Here is a 13,515-nt window from a genome sequence, read left to right as displayed (position 1 = left end):
CGAGGAGCATCGTTCGAGGAGGCCGGTGAGTTCGTCGCGCGCCGCTTCCGCCGAACGGTCACTCGAAGGAAGGACGGGTACGGCCATGACCTCGCGTCACATAGTCGTCGGAGTGGACGGCTCTCTGAACTCCGTAAGGGCCTTGGACTGGGCCGAGGCCGAGGCCGTACGCCGCGGCACCGGCCTGCGCGTGCTGTACGCGGTTCCCGACCGTGACGAGGCCGCACCGGTCCTGCGCTACGCCAGGTCGCGCACACATGCGCGGCATCCGGAACTGCTCGTGGAGACCGTCGCGATGGAAGGCGGTGCGGTGCGTGCGCTGGCACGCGAGAGCGCGGACGCGGAGCTCACCGTCGTGGGAACACGCGGCCTGGGTGCGTTGACCGGCCTGGCGTTCGGATCGGTGAGTCTGAGGCTGGCGGCGCTCACGCAAGGACCGCTCCTGGTCGTCCGCGGGGACCACCCGTGCGGCGACGGGCGGGACGTGCTGCTCGGCCTGGCGGACGACACGGACGCGGAGGCGGCGGCGTACGCTTTCCAGGAGGCCGAGCGTCGCGGCGCGAACCTCCGTGTCCTGCATTCCTGGAATCATCGGCACCTCACCCCCGAACTGCCGTCCCTCGTGCCGGCCCGCAGCCCGGGCCAGGAACGTCTGGCCAGGGAGGCCCGGGCGGAGGACGCCGTTCCCCGTTACGCTCTCACCCGTCTGCGGGACCAGCACTCCGACGTGACGGTGGAGGCGCGCACGGTCCGAGCCGCCCCCGCCGACGAACTGCTGGCGGCGACCTGGGAGGCGGCCGTGGTCGTCATCGGCGCCCACCGCCGTACGAGCGTGCTCGGCCCACGGCTGGGCCCGGTCGCCCACACACTGCTGCACCGGGCGCACTGCGCTGTGGTCGTCGTCCCTCACAAATGACCGGCCCGCTGCCGAGCGCATTGCCGGAGGAGGCCCGCTCATGCCCCGTACCGTCGCTGTCGGTCTGGACGGTTCGCACGAAAGTCTGGCCGCGGTGGAGTGGGCCGCTCATGAGGCCGAGTTGTGGGGGATTCCTCTCCGGATTGTGCACGCGGGGGAGCAACAGCCCCACGACTACGTGCCGTTCGCCGGTCATCCTGTTCCCCTGCCGGGAGCGGACAGGTCCGCCCGGCTGCTGACCGAGACGAAGGCCCGGTTGGCACATCGCCACGCCGGGGTGCGGGTGAGTGCCGAACAGATCGCGGGCCATCAGGTGCCGGTGATCCTTGCCGTTGCGAGGGAGGCCGAACTCCTGGTGCTCGGATCGAGGGGCCTCGGCAGGATGGCGGGGGTCCTGCTGGGCTCCGTGGCACTGGCTGTGGTGGCTCGGGCGGAGCGGCCGGTCGTGCTGGTCCGTGCCGACGAGGAACGAGGGCAGGAGCGCCGCACAAGGGCCGGCGACGGGTTCGGGGACACGATGCCGTACCGCGATGCGGTGCTGGGACTGGATCTGCGCGCCCCCGACGGCCGTGTGCTGGAATTCGCGTTCGAGGCCGCGTCCAGACGGGCCACCGGTCTGCGTGTGGTCCACGGTGGCGAACTCGCCGCACACGCACGGCAGAGGGCGGCCGACGTACTCCGCCCCTGGCAGGACAAGTACCCGGGGGTCGAAGTGACGGAGGAAGCTGTGATCGGTGACGCGGGCGCTCACCTGGTGGACGCCTCACGTGACGCGTCACTGGTCGTCGTCGGACGCCGGGCCCGAGAGGGCTCGATCGGCCCGCACATCGGCCCGGTGACGCACACCGTCCTGCAACACGCGGTCGTAGCGGTCGCCGTGGTCCCGCACCACTGACACCGTTCAGGCAGACGGGGAAGGACCGACGGCTGTGAGGCGAACCCCGGTGACCAGTTCGGGGCTGATACGGACGGCGTGATCCATCCTCTTCGACACCCACGGACGCAGCAGGGTCCGGTAACGGGCCAGTTCCCGTGGGTCGGTGACCAGCCGCGCATAGCCCGTGACGACGACACTCCAGCCGAGGTGGGTGGCGGGGTCGATGGCGTCGGCCTCGTACGCGACGACGGCCCCCTCGTCCCCGTTCTGCTGGGTGTACCGGGTCAGGGTGGCGTCACCATGGGTGCGGATGACGATCTCGCCGTCTACCAGGACGTGGTTGACCGGGCGGATGGCCGGCAGCGCGAGCCGGGTGAAAACGATCCGCCCCAGGGACACGCTTCCCAGGAGCCGCAGCGCCTCGGCGCCTTCCAACTCGACACTCCTGTGTGTTTCTGAGGCATTCGACGGGACGTCGTCGGCCATGGCAGGTTTCCGTATCGTCGGGTCGCTCACGCTTCTCCTCTCCCGCAGCCACGTGTGGACCAGAAATCTCTTCATTGCCCGGATGACCGGGTGAACACGTGCAACGGAGCGACACCGCGGGGGATCGGTGCCGCTCCTGCATCCAGTGTCTCTCGGGCCCCGCCGTTCCCACAGGTGCCGATGGTCCCCACCGCGGGCCGGACGGCCCACGTCTCGCCCGTCGCCTACCGGCGGTGCATGGTTTCCAGCGCGGCGGCCAGGACGTGGGGGTCGTGGTGGCCCCTCGTCACCAACGGTTCCATGACCGATGCCTCAGCCTCGGCTCGCACACCTCTGCGCCGCCGCCGGCCCCGCATCGTTCGGACGCCTGGCTGCTGTGGCCCCGCTGGCGCGTGGACGAGACGACTTCGGTGATCCCGCCCTCTTCGACAGGCACGTCAAGGAGTCTCGCCGTCGAGTACTCCGTACGCACCGCCTGGACGGCGGTGGCCCGGCTCCTGAAGACCAGGTCCTCGGGCACGACGGTGATCTTCTCGTCGAGTCCGCCCCGGCTCAGACAGATGGTGTCGACCGTGCCGCGCCCGGGGCGAAGCACAGGTCCGTGACAGAGCAGAGCAGGGCAGAGACGAGGGGCGCAGGGGCTGAGGAGAGCGAAGGCAGGCGGGATCGGTCGGTCCGTCTCAGGCCACCGGGACAGGCAGCGCTGCGGGAGATGGGCCGGGGACCGCTCTCAGCACAGCCTCTCCCGTCGGCGGTGGCTCCGTCCCAGGTCCTGTCGGCACCTTCGTGGGGCCGACCGGCCCTGAGATGACGCGGACCGGTCGGCCTTGTTGACGAAGCCCACCACGCCGTCAACCCGGTACGCCGGACGCATCGCCAGCGGAGGTCTCCGTCGTGCTCGTCGCAGACGCGGCTTGATTCACTACCGCGCCCGGCGGCTGACCACTACGGTGGCCCAGGACCGGACCATCGGGCGTCCGTGCGTCGAGGGGACCTGGAGGAGTACAGGGTGGACACCCCCGAGGAGGCTCGTGTGCGGCTGCCTCAGTTGCGGCTGGACGAGCTGCTGGAGGAGCTGCAGTCGCGGTTGGACGCGGCCCGCGGCACTCGGGACCGGGTGCACAGCCTGCTGGAGGCGGTGCTGTCGGTCGGCCGGGAGCTGGATCTGGAGCAGGCCCTGCGCCGCATCGTGGAGGCCGCCGCGGTACTGGTCGACGCGGAGTACGCCGCGCTCGGCGTGATCGGCCCGGACGGCAGGCGTCTGTCCGCTTTCCACACCGTGGGGGTCGACGAGGAGCAGATCGCGCAGATCGGCCCGTACCCCGAGGGGCACGGCATCCTGGGGGAGCTGATCCGCCATCCCGAGCCGCTGCGCCTGGCGAAGATCTCCGACCATGCGGCCTCGTACGGCTTCCCGGCGCACCACCCACCGATGAACACCTTCCTGGGCGTCCCGATCCGGGTGCGCGACCAGGTCTTCGGCAACCTTTACCTGACCGAGAAGCGGGGCGGCGCCCAGTTCGACGAGGACGACGTCTCGGTCACGCTGACACTCGCCGTGGCAGCCGGAGTCGCGATCGACAACGCCCGGCTGTACGAGGAGTCCCGGCTGCGGGAACGGTGGCTGCGGGCGACCGCTGAGGTCACCCACAGCCTGATGTCCGGCGCTGAGCGCACCGAGGTCCTCGCGCTGATCGCCGAGCGGGCCGGCGAGATCACCGGATCCGCCTTGGCGGCGGTCGCGCTGCCCATGGAGGACACCGGGTCACTCGCCGTGGAGATCGCCGTCGGGATGGACGCCGAGGCACACCGGGGTCTCGTACTGGCCATGGACAAGAGCCTGATGGGGCTGGCGTTCTCCGGCGCCGCCCCCGTCGCCAGTGCGGACGTCGGCCAGGACGACCGCATCTCCCTGGAACCGCCGCGGTTCGGCGGACTCGGCCCCGCCGTGGCCGTGCCCATCGGCACGGGCGACGCGGGTCCACGAGGCGTGGTCCTGCTGGCGCGAAAGGCCGGACAGCCGGTGTTCTCGGCGACGGAGACCGAGACCCTGCAGTCCTTCGCCGGACAGGCCGCCGTCGCGATGGAGCTGGCCGAACGCCGCAAGGACGCCGAGGCGGTCGCGGTCCTCATGGACCGGGACCGGATCGCGCGCGACCTGCACGATCTGGCCATCCAGCGCTTGTTCGCCACCGGCATGACGCTGCAGAGCGCCGGTCGCTTCATCGAGCACGAGGAGGCCGCCGAACGCGTGGTGCGCGCGGTCGACGACCTCGACGAGACCATCAAGATCATCAGGTCGACGATCTTCGGCCTGCGCAGCCGCGAGGGTGCGGGTGAGGCCGGCCTGCGGGCCCGTGCCGTACGGGTCGTCGGAGAGGCGGCCCCGGTCCTCGGCTTCGCCCCCAGCGTCCGGATGGAAGGCCTGCTGGACACCGACGTACCGAAGGACATCGCCGACCACGTGGTGGCGGTGCTCTCCGAGGCCCTGACCAACATCGCCCGCCATGCCCGGGCCAACCGCGCCGACGTACTCCTGGCCACGGACGGGCGCGAGGTACGGCTGTCGGTCACCGACAACGGAGTGGGTATCCCCGCCGACGGCCGCCGCAGCGGGCTGCGCAACATGGCGGAGCGCGCCGAGCAACTGGGCGGCCGACTCGAACTGGGGCAGCCCGAGGGCGGCGGCACCGCGCTGGCGTGGCGGGTACCGGCGCGACGTTGATCAGCTGCCGTTGTCCCTCCCCGGCGGGGGTGGAAGGCCGTTGAGTGAACGGCGCGAAGGAGGTACCCGCTTGTCGCGGATCCCGATTGCGCGATGAGCAGCTGCCGAGTCACCTTTCCGGTCTGTGGCGGATGCTCCGGTGGCGAGCATCAGCGCGATCAGGGCCCCGGCAAGGTATTCGCCCACGGCCAGGGTGCCGCCCAGCGCCAGCGCGGCGATCAGGTCCGCACCCGTGCGCCCCTGGCGCAGCGCGTGCAGCACCCACCCCACCGCGGGTACGACAGCGGATACCGTGCCCAGCCCCCAGAGCAGCTCCGCGAGGTCTCCCGCGCGTTCGCCTCGCCTTTGGTAGCGGACGTCTGCCTTGGTACCAGGGTGCGCCGGCGGTCCCGGCGGGCCCGGATCTGTCGGCGGCCCCGTGTCGTTGCCCGGGCGGGGAGTCAGCTGATCGTGCCGGGTGTGGTGAGTGAGGCGAGGGCGGCGTCGAGGCGCCGGGTGGCCTCTTCGGCGACCGGGCGCAGCATGTCCAGTTCCGTGAGCGCGATCATCGTGTTCGGGTCGAGGACCTGCACGGCGGTGCGGTCGCCGTCGCGGCGGACGACCACGTTGCACGGCAGGAGCAGGCCGATCGAACGGTCGGTGTCCAGGGCGCGGTGGGCCAGGGACGGGTTGCAGGCGCCGAGGATGACGTAGTCCTCCATGTCGTGGTCGAGCTTCGCCTTGAGGGTGGCGGTGACGTCGATCTCGGTGAGGATGCCGAACCCCTGCTCCGCGAGGGCGTCGCGGGTGCGGGCGACGGCGGTGACGAAGTCGGTTTCGAGCTGAACGGTCCGGTCGTAGCGCATGGCGTCGGCCTTTCTCGTCGTCGTGGGGGCCGGACGGGGGACCGGTCCTGTGCGGGCGGGGCGGCGAAGGTGCGGCTTGCTGTCCGATACCGCCGACGCCGCGATGCGCCGTACGGACCCCGCCGATTTGCCGTACTGGGGCGGCCGGTGCGGGGCGGGCTCTCAGGCCAGCGACAGGAAGAGTTTCTCCAGCCGGGCGCGCATGGCGTCCGTGTCCTCGCCGTTCCTGCGGCCGGACTCGATGTCGGCCACGCACTGCTGCAGCCCGGTGGCGATGATCGCGAAACCGGCCCGGTCGAGCGCGCGGGAGGCTGCGGCGAGCTGTGTGACGACCTCCTCGCAGTCACGCCCCTCCTCGATCATCCGGATGACACCGGAGATCTGACCCTGCGCCCGGCGCAGCCGGTTCAGCACGGCCTTCAGGTCCGAACCCTCAAGCTGCAGTTCCACGATCACTCCTCCAAAAATACCCCTAGGGGTACTGTACGTCCCGGTTCGGAACGGCGTCGACGAGTAAGGATCACACCCGCCATGACCAACACCACCACGTCGGTCCCTCGGTGCCGACCAGGCTTGCGTCCCCGGTGAACATCCGCCTGGCGGCAGTCGGCCGACCGGGCGGGGCGTCGGCACCGTCACCCTCATCGGCGGTACCGGTCCCGGGGCCGCCGAGGGGTGTTCAACCGGTACCGGTCCTGCTTTGTTCCAGGCAGGCGGGCGGCAGCGGGAACCAGCGCATGCGCTCGAAGTCGGCCGGGAGTCCGGTGGGGCCGTCGTCCAGACGGTCGGAGCGGGAGGCGAACAACTGGCGGGCGCGGTCGAGTTGGCCGGGCAGCGCCTCCTCTCCCAGTCGGTCGTGGCCGGCGTCCGCCACAGTGAGGCGTCCGTCGTCGGCGAACCGCACGCCGGTCAGTCGCAGGGGAGGACCGGCGGCACCGGCGTGATGGTGCCACCGCCCCGTGTGCGGGTCGAAGCGGTAGTCGGGCAGGAGCCGGTGTCCGTGCGCGGCGATCAGGCCGACGGCGTCGATGAGGTAGTCGCGGACGGTGTCGCTGATGAAGTAGTTGAAGTTGATGCGGGTCCAGCCGGGTTTGATGCCGTCGCAGCCGTGGACGACCTCGTCGAGCAGGGCGTGGGAGGTGGCCGCGTCGATGCCGAGCAGGCGGTGGCCGTACGGTCCGGCGCACGAGCAGCCGCCGCGGGCCTGGATGCCGAGCAGGTCGTTGAGCAGGGCGACGACGTAGTTGTGGTGCAGGTGGGAGTGCTCGCCGTAGCGGATACGGAACGAGACGATGGATAGGCGGCGGGCGTGGTGGTCGCCGAGGATCTCGATCCGCGAGTCGGCGCCCCAGCCGGTCAGCACCTGCCGCCAGTGGCGCTCCTCGGCGGCCTGGATGGTGTCGGTTCCGACGGCCTGTTTGAGGGCGAAGACCAGCCCGGCGCGGATGGACTCGACGATGGCCGGGGTGCCGCCTTCTTCACGGGCGACCCGGTCGTCGAGGTACCGGTGGCCGAGCGGGTCGACGAACGCGACGGTGCCGCCGCCGGGTGCGGTGGGCACCGGGTTGCGGACCAGATCACGGCGCACGACGAGCACGCCCGGGGTCTGCGGGCCGCCGACGAACTTGTGCGGGGACAGGAAGACAGCGTCTTTGTGGTCGCCCGCACCGGGTCCGCTCTCCGCGATCCGGATCGGGACGTACGGGGCGGCGGCAGCGTAGTCCCAGAAGGAGAGAGCGTCGTGGGTGTGCAGCAGCCGGGCGATGCGGTCGGCGTCGGTGAGGATGCCGGTGACGTTCGACGCGGCGGAGAAACTGCCGATACGCAGCGGCCGGTCGGCGTACCGCCGCAGTCCCGCTTCGAGCCGGGCGAGATCGATGTGGCCGTCCGGGTCCTCGTCGATGACGACGACGTCGGCGACCGACTCACGCCAGGGCAGTTCGTTGGAGTGGTGCTCGTACGGCCCGAGGAAGACCACCGGGCGCTCGGCCTCGGGCGGCTGGTCGGGGCGGCGCAGCTCCAGTATGCCGACCAGTTTGTTCACCGCCGCGGTGGCGCCGGAGCCGCAGAAGATCACGAGGTCGTTCTCGGTGCCTCCGACCGCGTCACGGATGATCCGGCGGGCGTCCTCGCGCAGGCGGGTCGTCTGCAGACCGGTGCTGGAGCTCTCCGAGTGCGTGTTGCCGTAGCGGGGCAGCACCTGCTCGCGGACGAAGTCCTCGACGAAGTCCAGGGAGCGGCCGGAGGCGGTGTAGTCGGCGTAGACGATCCGATTCGGGCCGTACGGGCCGTCGAGTACCTCGTCGTCGCCGATGAGTCCGTTGCGGATGCGCTCCAGCAGCGCCGACGCGGCCGGGGCCAGGGACGTGCTCATGGCTCCAGTCCGATCGTGGCCTCGGGCGGCTGATCGAGGATGTTGTGGACCGTGCAGTGCGAGGCGACGGCCAGCAGGGCCGCCCGGCGCTGTTCGGGGAGTTCGGGGGGCGGGACGACCACTACGCGCAGGGAGGCGACGCGGGCGGGGCGGTCGGTGGCCATGGTGAACTCCGTACGGACCCGCGGACCGGTGCGGGGCAGGTGGTCGCGGTGCAGGTGGCGGCCCGCGCGGAACGCGACGCAGGTGGTCAGGGAGGCCGCGAACAGTTCGGTGGGAGTGGGCGCGGTGTCCGTGCCGCCCGCGTCGACGGGCTGGTCGACCTGGAGGCGGTGGCCGCGGATGTCCACGGTGCAGGCGTCGTGCTCGGTGTGGGTGACCTCGATGCGGTGCACGTCCGTGGACCACGGCGGGTTCGTGCCGGGAGGCTGCTGCGTGCTTGCGGTCATGGCCGGGCCCTTCTCGCTGGTGCCGACTGCTGCCGGATTCCAGTCGATCACGGACGACGCGGCGGATCGAGAGGCCGACGGGTGCGGCGGGGGCCTTGCGGCCCTCGTACGAGCTGTCGTGACGGTATACCCTGCTGGGTATTTTATCGGCCGGTTCGCGGCGGACCAAGTTGGCTGAGGGGACGAGGAGGCCGAGTAAGGGGCATACCCCGGTGGGTACTAGGGCGGGGACCGGTGGCCCATGTCCGCTCACCCTGAACGAGCGGACGGTGTGCCTGGCTGGCGGCATCCGGCTGTCCTGCGACGTTCCCGTGGTAGCCACCGGCGCCCGGCCGCTGCCCGAGGGAACCGCAGGGCCGGAGGGAGGAGCCCAGTGGGACCGGGTGCCCGGAGTGCCCGGCGCGTCGCTACGTGTCGAGCGGTGACGCGGTGGTGCCATGGCTCCGCACGGTGTCGGCAGGGACGGGGCGCGGGGCGGTCCGTCCGCTTGCGTCCTCCGACGGCGTCGAGGCGCCACCCGTCTGCTCCGGTGTCCGTCCGGAGCGCCTGAGCATGGACCAGCTGAAGGCGATTCCCGCCGCCGTGGCCACCGAGGCCCCCGCCCAGGGGCTGGTCAGCAGGGTGTGGCGCAGGTCGGAGCTGATCTGCCGGCCGAGGACGAACACCCCCATGACGGCGACGAACCAGCCGAACGACTTGCGCAGCGCGTCCTGCGGGATGCGTCCGGCCAGAAGGCCGCCGATCAGGCCGCCGACGACGGCGATCGCCGTGACGAGAGCGGCGAACCCCCAGTCGATGTGCACGCTGGTGAGGTAACCGGCCAGGCCCGCGAAGGACTTCATGGAGATGACCAGCAGCGAGGTGCCGACGGCCACGGTCATCGGCAGTCCGCCCAGCAGGGCCAGGGCCGGCACGACCAGGAAGCCGCCGCCCGCGCCGACCAGACCGGTCACCAGGCCCACCACGATGCCTTCCAGCAGGACATGGAGCACGGGGAGTTCGTGGTGGGCCTTCTGCGGCCGGTGTCTGCGTCCCCGGATCATGGCCACGGCGGTGGCGATCATCATGAGGGCGAACGTGAGCAGCAGGACGGTGCCCGGGACGAACTCGGCCAGCCGTCCGCCCGCGTAGGCGCCGGTCATGCCGGCCAGACCGAACAGCAGCCCCGTACGCCAGCGGACGCGTCCGGCACGGGCGTGCGAGACGACCCCGGCGGCACTCGTGACGCCGACGACGAAGAGCGAGGTGGCGATGGCCTCCTTGGTCTCCATTCCGGCCAGGTAGATGAGGACGGGCACGGTCAGGATGGACCCGCCGCCGCCCAGGATGCCAAGGCTGACCCCGATGAGCAGGGACGCGACGATGATGACGGCGATCACGACGCGTCCCGCAGGGCGGCGACGACGGTGTCGATGCCGGCGCGGGGGCCGCGGTTGTAGGGCAGCTTCGCCAGCAGCATGCCCATGGCGCAGGTGTTGGTGAGCGCGGCGACGGCCAGCCCGGCCCCGACCGCCGTGCCGATCAGGTGCAGTCCGGGCAGGAACAGGCCCGCGATGCCGCTCACCAGGACGAGGGTGCCGGCGACCAGGCGTATCTGGCGCTCCAGGTCCCAGCGCTCCGGGCCACGGGTGAGCGGGCCGGAGGCGGTCTCCCACGCCATGACCCCGCCGTCGAGGACGCGCAGGTTGGGCAGTCCGGCCTCGGCCAGGGACTGTTCGGCCTGGGCGGCCCGGGCGCCGGAGCGGCAGATCAGTACGACGTCCTCGTCGAGGTGGTGGAGGAGTTCGGCGCGATGCTCGCGCAGGGTGTCGAGGGGCACGTTGTAGGAGCCTGGGATGTGGGCGGTGCGGAACTCACCGGGCGTGCGCACGTCCAGCAGGCGCGGGCCTTCACCGTCCTGCGTCAGGTCGCGCAGGGTTGCGGGGTCGAGTCGGGGTTTGTCGGCACTGGTGGTCATGGGGGGTCCTTGCTGTCACTGGCGGAGCCGGCGGGGTCGGCGGCGGACGATGGGTGCGGCCAGGGCCGCCGCCGGTACGGGGGATCAGACGTCGGCCGACGCGGGCAGGGCGAGCCATGCGCCGTAGCCGCCGAGCAGGTCGGAGACGTCGGTTCGGCCCTGGTGGCGCAGCAGGCTGGCGGCGATGGAGGAGCGGTGGCCGCCCGCGCAGTGGACGACGAGGGGCCGGCCGGCCGGGGTCTCGCCGATGCGGCGGGAGAGTTCGGTCAGCGGGATGTTCAGGGCGCCCTCGATGAAGCCCTCCTCACGTTCGGCGGTGTTGCGCACGTCCAGGACCAGCGGGGGTTCGTCGCTGTCCAGCAGGCGGCGCAGTTCGTCGGCGGTCAGGCGGCTCGCCTGTTCCATCTCTGCGGCCAGCGAGGGGAAGGCGCCCTCTGGTTCGCGCAGGTAACCGCCGACCTTGTCGAAGCCGATCCGGGCGAGCCGGGTGACGACCTCCTCCTCGCGGTCCTGCGGCGCGATGACGACGACGTCCTGTTCGGGAGTGATGACCATGCCCGCCTGTTCGGCGAATCGTCCGTCCGCGGGCACGTTGACCGAGCCGCGGAGATACCCCGGGGCGAAGTCCTGCGGCGAGCGGGCGTCGACCACGACGGCCCCCGCCGCGCGCCGCTCCATGAACTCCTCGACCGACAGCGGTCGCGGCGCGGCGGTGGCGTCGAACAGGCCGTGCTCCTTGCGGTTGAGGACGGCGTCGTAGACGAAGTAGGCGGGCACGGACGGCTGGCCCGCGGTGACCAGCTCGACGAACTTCTCCTCGCTCATGGGCCGGCAGGCGTAGTTGGTGGCGCGCTGCTCGCCGATGGTGGACTGGCGCTGGGTGGAGAGGTTCTTGCCGCAGGCGGATCCGGCACCGTGGGCGGGGAAGACCCGCACCGCGTCCGGCAGCGCCATCAGCTTGTGCTGGATGGTGTCGTAGAGCATGCGTCCGAGTTCGTCGGCGGTCACGCCGATCGAGGCGAGCAGGTCGGGCCGGCCGACGTCGCCGATGAACAGCGCGTCGCCCGTGAGAACGCCGTAGGGGACGGTGTCAGCGGCGTGCTCGTGGACCAGGATGCTGATCGACTCCGGTGTGTGGCCCGGGGTTTCGAGGATCTGCAGGGTGACGTCGCCGAGGCTGATCCGCTCGCCGTCGGTCAGCTTGCGGATGGGGTACTCGGCCTCGGCGCGCTGTCCGTAGCCGATCCAGGCGCCGGTGCGGTCGGCGAGCTCCAGGTGGCCGGCGAGGAAGTCGGCGTGGAAGTGGGTGTTGAGGACGGCCTCGATGGTGAAACCGTGTTCGGCGGCGTCGGTGAGGTACTCGGTGACGTCACGGCGGGGGTCGACGACGACGGCCTTTCCGGTGGTCTCGTCGGCGATCAGGTACGACGCCTGGGAGAGGCAGTCGAGGTAGTACTGGGCGAAGAACATGGTCGGTGACCTCCGTGTCGGAAGGGCGAAAGGTTAATACCCCTGGGGGTATGCAGGAGGGTCTGGTCCACCCCGGTCCGAGGGGTGGGGTGGGGTGGTCGGCCCGGGTCGGGGGATGCCCGGGCCGACCGGTCAGAGGCGGCCGGTGAGCATGCCGTGCCAGTACAGCGGCGGCAGCCCGTACCGCTTGAACAGCCACATCGTGCGCCGCTCCTTGAAGGGGTCGAGCAGCGGGAACGAGGGCGTGGGGTCGAGGTCGTAGTCGAACTCGGCGAGCAGCATCCGGTCGCGGGCGGTCACCAGCGGGCAGGACGTGTAGCCGTCGTACCGGTGCGACGGTGAACGGCCGCTCATGACGTCGAGCAGGTTGCCGGCCACGACCGGTGCCTGCTTGCGCACGGCCGCACCGGTTTTCGAGGTGGGCAGGTTCGCCACATCGCCGAGTGCGAGGACGTCGCCGTACGTCGGGTGCTGGAGGGTGTGCCTGTCGGCGGCGACGAACCCCTGGGGGCTTTCCCGATCGGCGAGCGGACCCGCCTTGATCCAGTCGGGCGCGCTCTGCGGCGGGACGGCGTGCAGGAGGTCGTACCCGATGGTCTCCGTGGTGCCCTTCGTGTGGTCGGCGATGGTGATCTCGCGGGCGCCGCCGTCCACGGCGGTCATCTCCGAGCGCAGTCGTACCTCGATGCCGTACCGGGCGGCCACCTTCTCCAGGACCTGTGACCAGGCGGGCACCTTGAACATCGCCGGGTCGGGGAGCACCAGGATGACGCGGATGGCGTCTAGGACCTTCCGCCTGCGCCAGTGGTCGGCGGCCAGGTAGGCGATCTTCTGCGGAGCGCCGCCGCACTTCAGCGGGGTCGCCGGATGGGTGAAGACGGCCGTGCCGGAGCGCATCCCCTTGATCAGGTCCCAGGTGCGCGGGGCGTACTCGGGCGCGTAGTTGCTGCTCACCCGGTCGTGGCCGACGGCCTCGGCCAGGCCCGGCACACCGTCCCAGTCGAGCTGGAGACCGGGTGCCATGACCAGGTGCTCGTAGGTGAGTTCGGCGCCGCCGGACAGGGTCACCGTGCGGGCCTCGGGGTCGACGGCCAGGGCGCGGCGGCGGATCCACCGCACCCCGTCGGGGATGACGGCCCCCTCGGGGCGGTGGGTCGTGCGCAGGGGTGCCTGGCCGCCGCCGACCAGGGTCCACAGTGGCTGGTACCAGTGGGTGTCGGACGGTTCGATCAGGGTGATGCCGGTGACGCCCGCGCGGCGCAGACGGGCGGCGACACTGATGCCGGCGCTGCCGCCGCCGACGACGGCGACGCGGTGTCGGCCGGCGATGGGTGCGTCGGAGGGCGAGGGGATGGTGGCCAAGGCGGTGCTCCTTCCTGGCTGCCGGGGTGTGGCTCGCGGTGGACTTCAGCGGGT

13 protein-coding genes and 1 pseudogene are annotated in these 13,515 nt (G+C 71.3%); 3 read left to right on the top strand and 11 right to left on the bottom strand.

The genetic code is table 11. The features are described 5' to 3' along the window. Window positions 1–85: 85 nt before the first annotated feature. Both IEY89_RS18205 and IEY89_RS18200 read left to right on the top strand, forming a co-directional pair. Window positions 86–916, top strand: a complete 831-nt coding sequence (locus IEY89_RS18205) for a universal stress protein (protein ID WP_189148477.1) — start codon at window positions 86–88, stop codon at window positions 914–916. 40 nt (window positions 917–956) lie between these two features. Beyond that, window positions 957–1,811, top strand: a complete 855-nt coding sequence (locus IEY89_RS18200; RefSeq protein ID WP_189148476.1) for a universal stress protein — start codon at window positions 957–959, stop codon at window positions 1,809–1,811. 6 nt (window positions 1,812–1,817) lie between these two features. On the opposite strand, the gene IEY89_RS18195 is transcribed toward IEY89_RS18200, so the two are convergent. Together IEY89_RS18195 and IEY89_RS18190 are read right to left on the bottom strand one after the other, a co-directional pair. Next, the gene (locus tag IEY89_RS18195) at window positions 1,818–2,279 is read right to left on the bottom strand and encodes a pyridoxamine 5'-phosphate oxidase family protein (RefSeq protein WP_189148475.1); all 462 of its coding nucleotides are present in this window, start codon (window positions 2,277–2,279) and stop codon (window positions 1,818–1,820) included. Between the two features lie 286 nt (window positions 2,280–2,565). After that, window positions 2,566–2,874, bottom strand: coding sequence for a hypothetical protein (locus IEY89_RS18190; protein ID WP_189148652.1), 309 nt, complete (start codon window positions 2,872–2,874; stop codon window positions 2,566–2,568). A 414-nt stretch (window positions 2,875–3,288) separates the two neighbouring features. On the opposite strand from IEY89_RS18190, the gene IEY89_RS18185 reads away from it, so the two are divergent. Then, on the top strand, window positions 3,289–5,004 hold the full coding sequence (locus IEY89_RS18185) for a sensor histidine kinase (protein ID WP_189148474.1): 1,716 nt from the start codon (window positions 3,289–3,291) through the stop codon (window positions 5,002–5,004). An 87-nt stretch (window positions 5,005–5,091) separates the two neighbouring features. On the opposite strand, the pseudogene IEY89_RS41920 reads toward IEY89_RS18185, so the two are convergent. The 9 genes and pseudogenes from IEY89_RS41920 to IEY89_RS18140 all read right to left on the bottom strand — a co-directional run. Continuing rightward, window positions 5,092–5,334, bottom strand: a pseudogene (locus IEY89_RS41920) (hypothetical protein); the annotation flags it as partial. Between the two features lie 110 nt (window positions 5,335–5,444). Further along, window positions 5,445–5,849, bottom strand: coding sequence for a DUF302 domain-containing protein (locus IEY89_RS18175; protein WP_189148473.1), 405 nt, complete (start codon window positions 5,847–5,849; stop codon window positions 5,445–5,447). A 162-nt stretch (window positions 5,850–6,011) separates the two neighbouring features. After that, window positions 6,012–6,299, bottom strand: coding sequence for a metal-sensitive transcriptional regulator (locus IEY89_RS18170; protein WP_189148472.1), 288 nt, complete (start codon window positions 6,297–6,299; stop codon window positions 6,012–6,014). A 229-nt stretch (window positions 6,300–6,528) separates the two neighbouring features. After that, window positions 6,529–8,223, bottom strand: a complete 1,695-nt coding sequence (locus tag IEY89_RS18165; RefSeq protein WP_189148471.1) for an aminotransferase class V-fold PLP-dependent enzyme — start codon at window positions 8,221–8,223, stop codon at window positions 6,529–6,531. After that, on the bottom strand, window positions 8,220–8,672 hold the full coding sequence (locus IEY89_RS18160; RefSeq protein ID WP_189148470.1) for an OsmC family protein: 453 nt from the start codon (window positions 8,670–8,672) through the stop codon (window positions 8,220–8,222). The genes IEY89_RS18165 and IEY89_RS18160 overlap by 4 nt, the downstream gene beginning before the upstream one ends. A gap of 407 nt (window positions 8,673–9,079) precedes the next feature. Then, complete coding sequence (locus IEY89_RS18155) at window positions 9,080–10,051, bottom strand: sulfite exporter TauE/SafE family protein (protein WP_189148469.1); 972 nt, start codon at window positions 10,049–10,051, stop codon at window positions 9,080–9,082. Continuing rightward, window positions 10,048–10,629, bottom strand: coding sequence for a rhodanese-like domain-containing protein (locus IEY89_RS18150; RefSeq protein ID WP_189148468.1), 582 nt, complete (start codon window positions 10,627–10,629; stop codon window positions 10,048–10,050). Before IEY89_RS18150 ends, IEY89_RS18155 begins: the two co-directional genes overlap by 4 nt. Before the next feature lie 84 nt (window positions 10,630–10,713). After that, window positions 10,714–12,099 carry an MBL fold metallo-hydrolase gene (locus IEY89_RS18145; RefSeq protein WP_189148467.1) on the bottom strand — a complete coding sequence of 462 codons (1,386 nt, stop codon included), beginning with the start codon at window positions 12,097–12,099 and terminating at the stop codon, window positions 10,714–10,716. A gap of 132 nt (window positions 12,100–12,231) precedes the next feature. Then, the gene (locus IEY89_RS18140) at window positions 12,232–13,461 is read right to left on the bottom strand and encodes an NAD(P)/FAD-dependent oxidoreductase (protein ID WP_189148466.1); all 1,230 of its coding nucleotides are present in this window, start codon (window positions 13,459–13,461) and stop codon (window positions 12,232–12,234) included. Window positions 13,462–13,515: the final 54 nt, after the last annotated feature.

This window comes from Streptomyces lacrimifluminis (assembly GCF_014646095.1).
GTDB classification, from domain to species: Bacteria; Actinomycetota; Actinomycetes; order Streptomycetales; family Streptomycetaceae; genus Streptomyces; species Streptomyces lacrimifluminis.
Note: the sequence above shows the minus strand (reverse complement) of the source record. Positions and strands in the feature narration are given on the sequence as shown.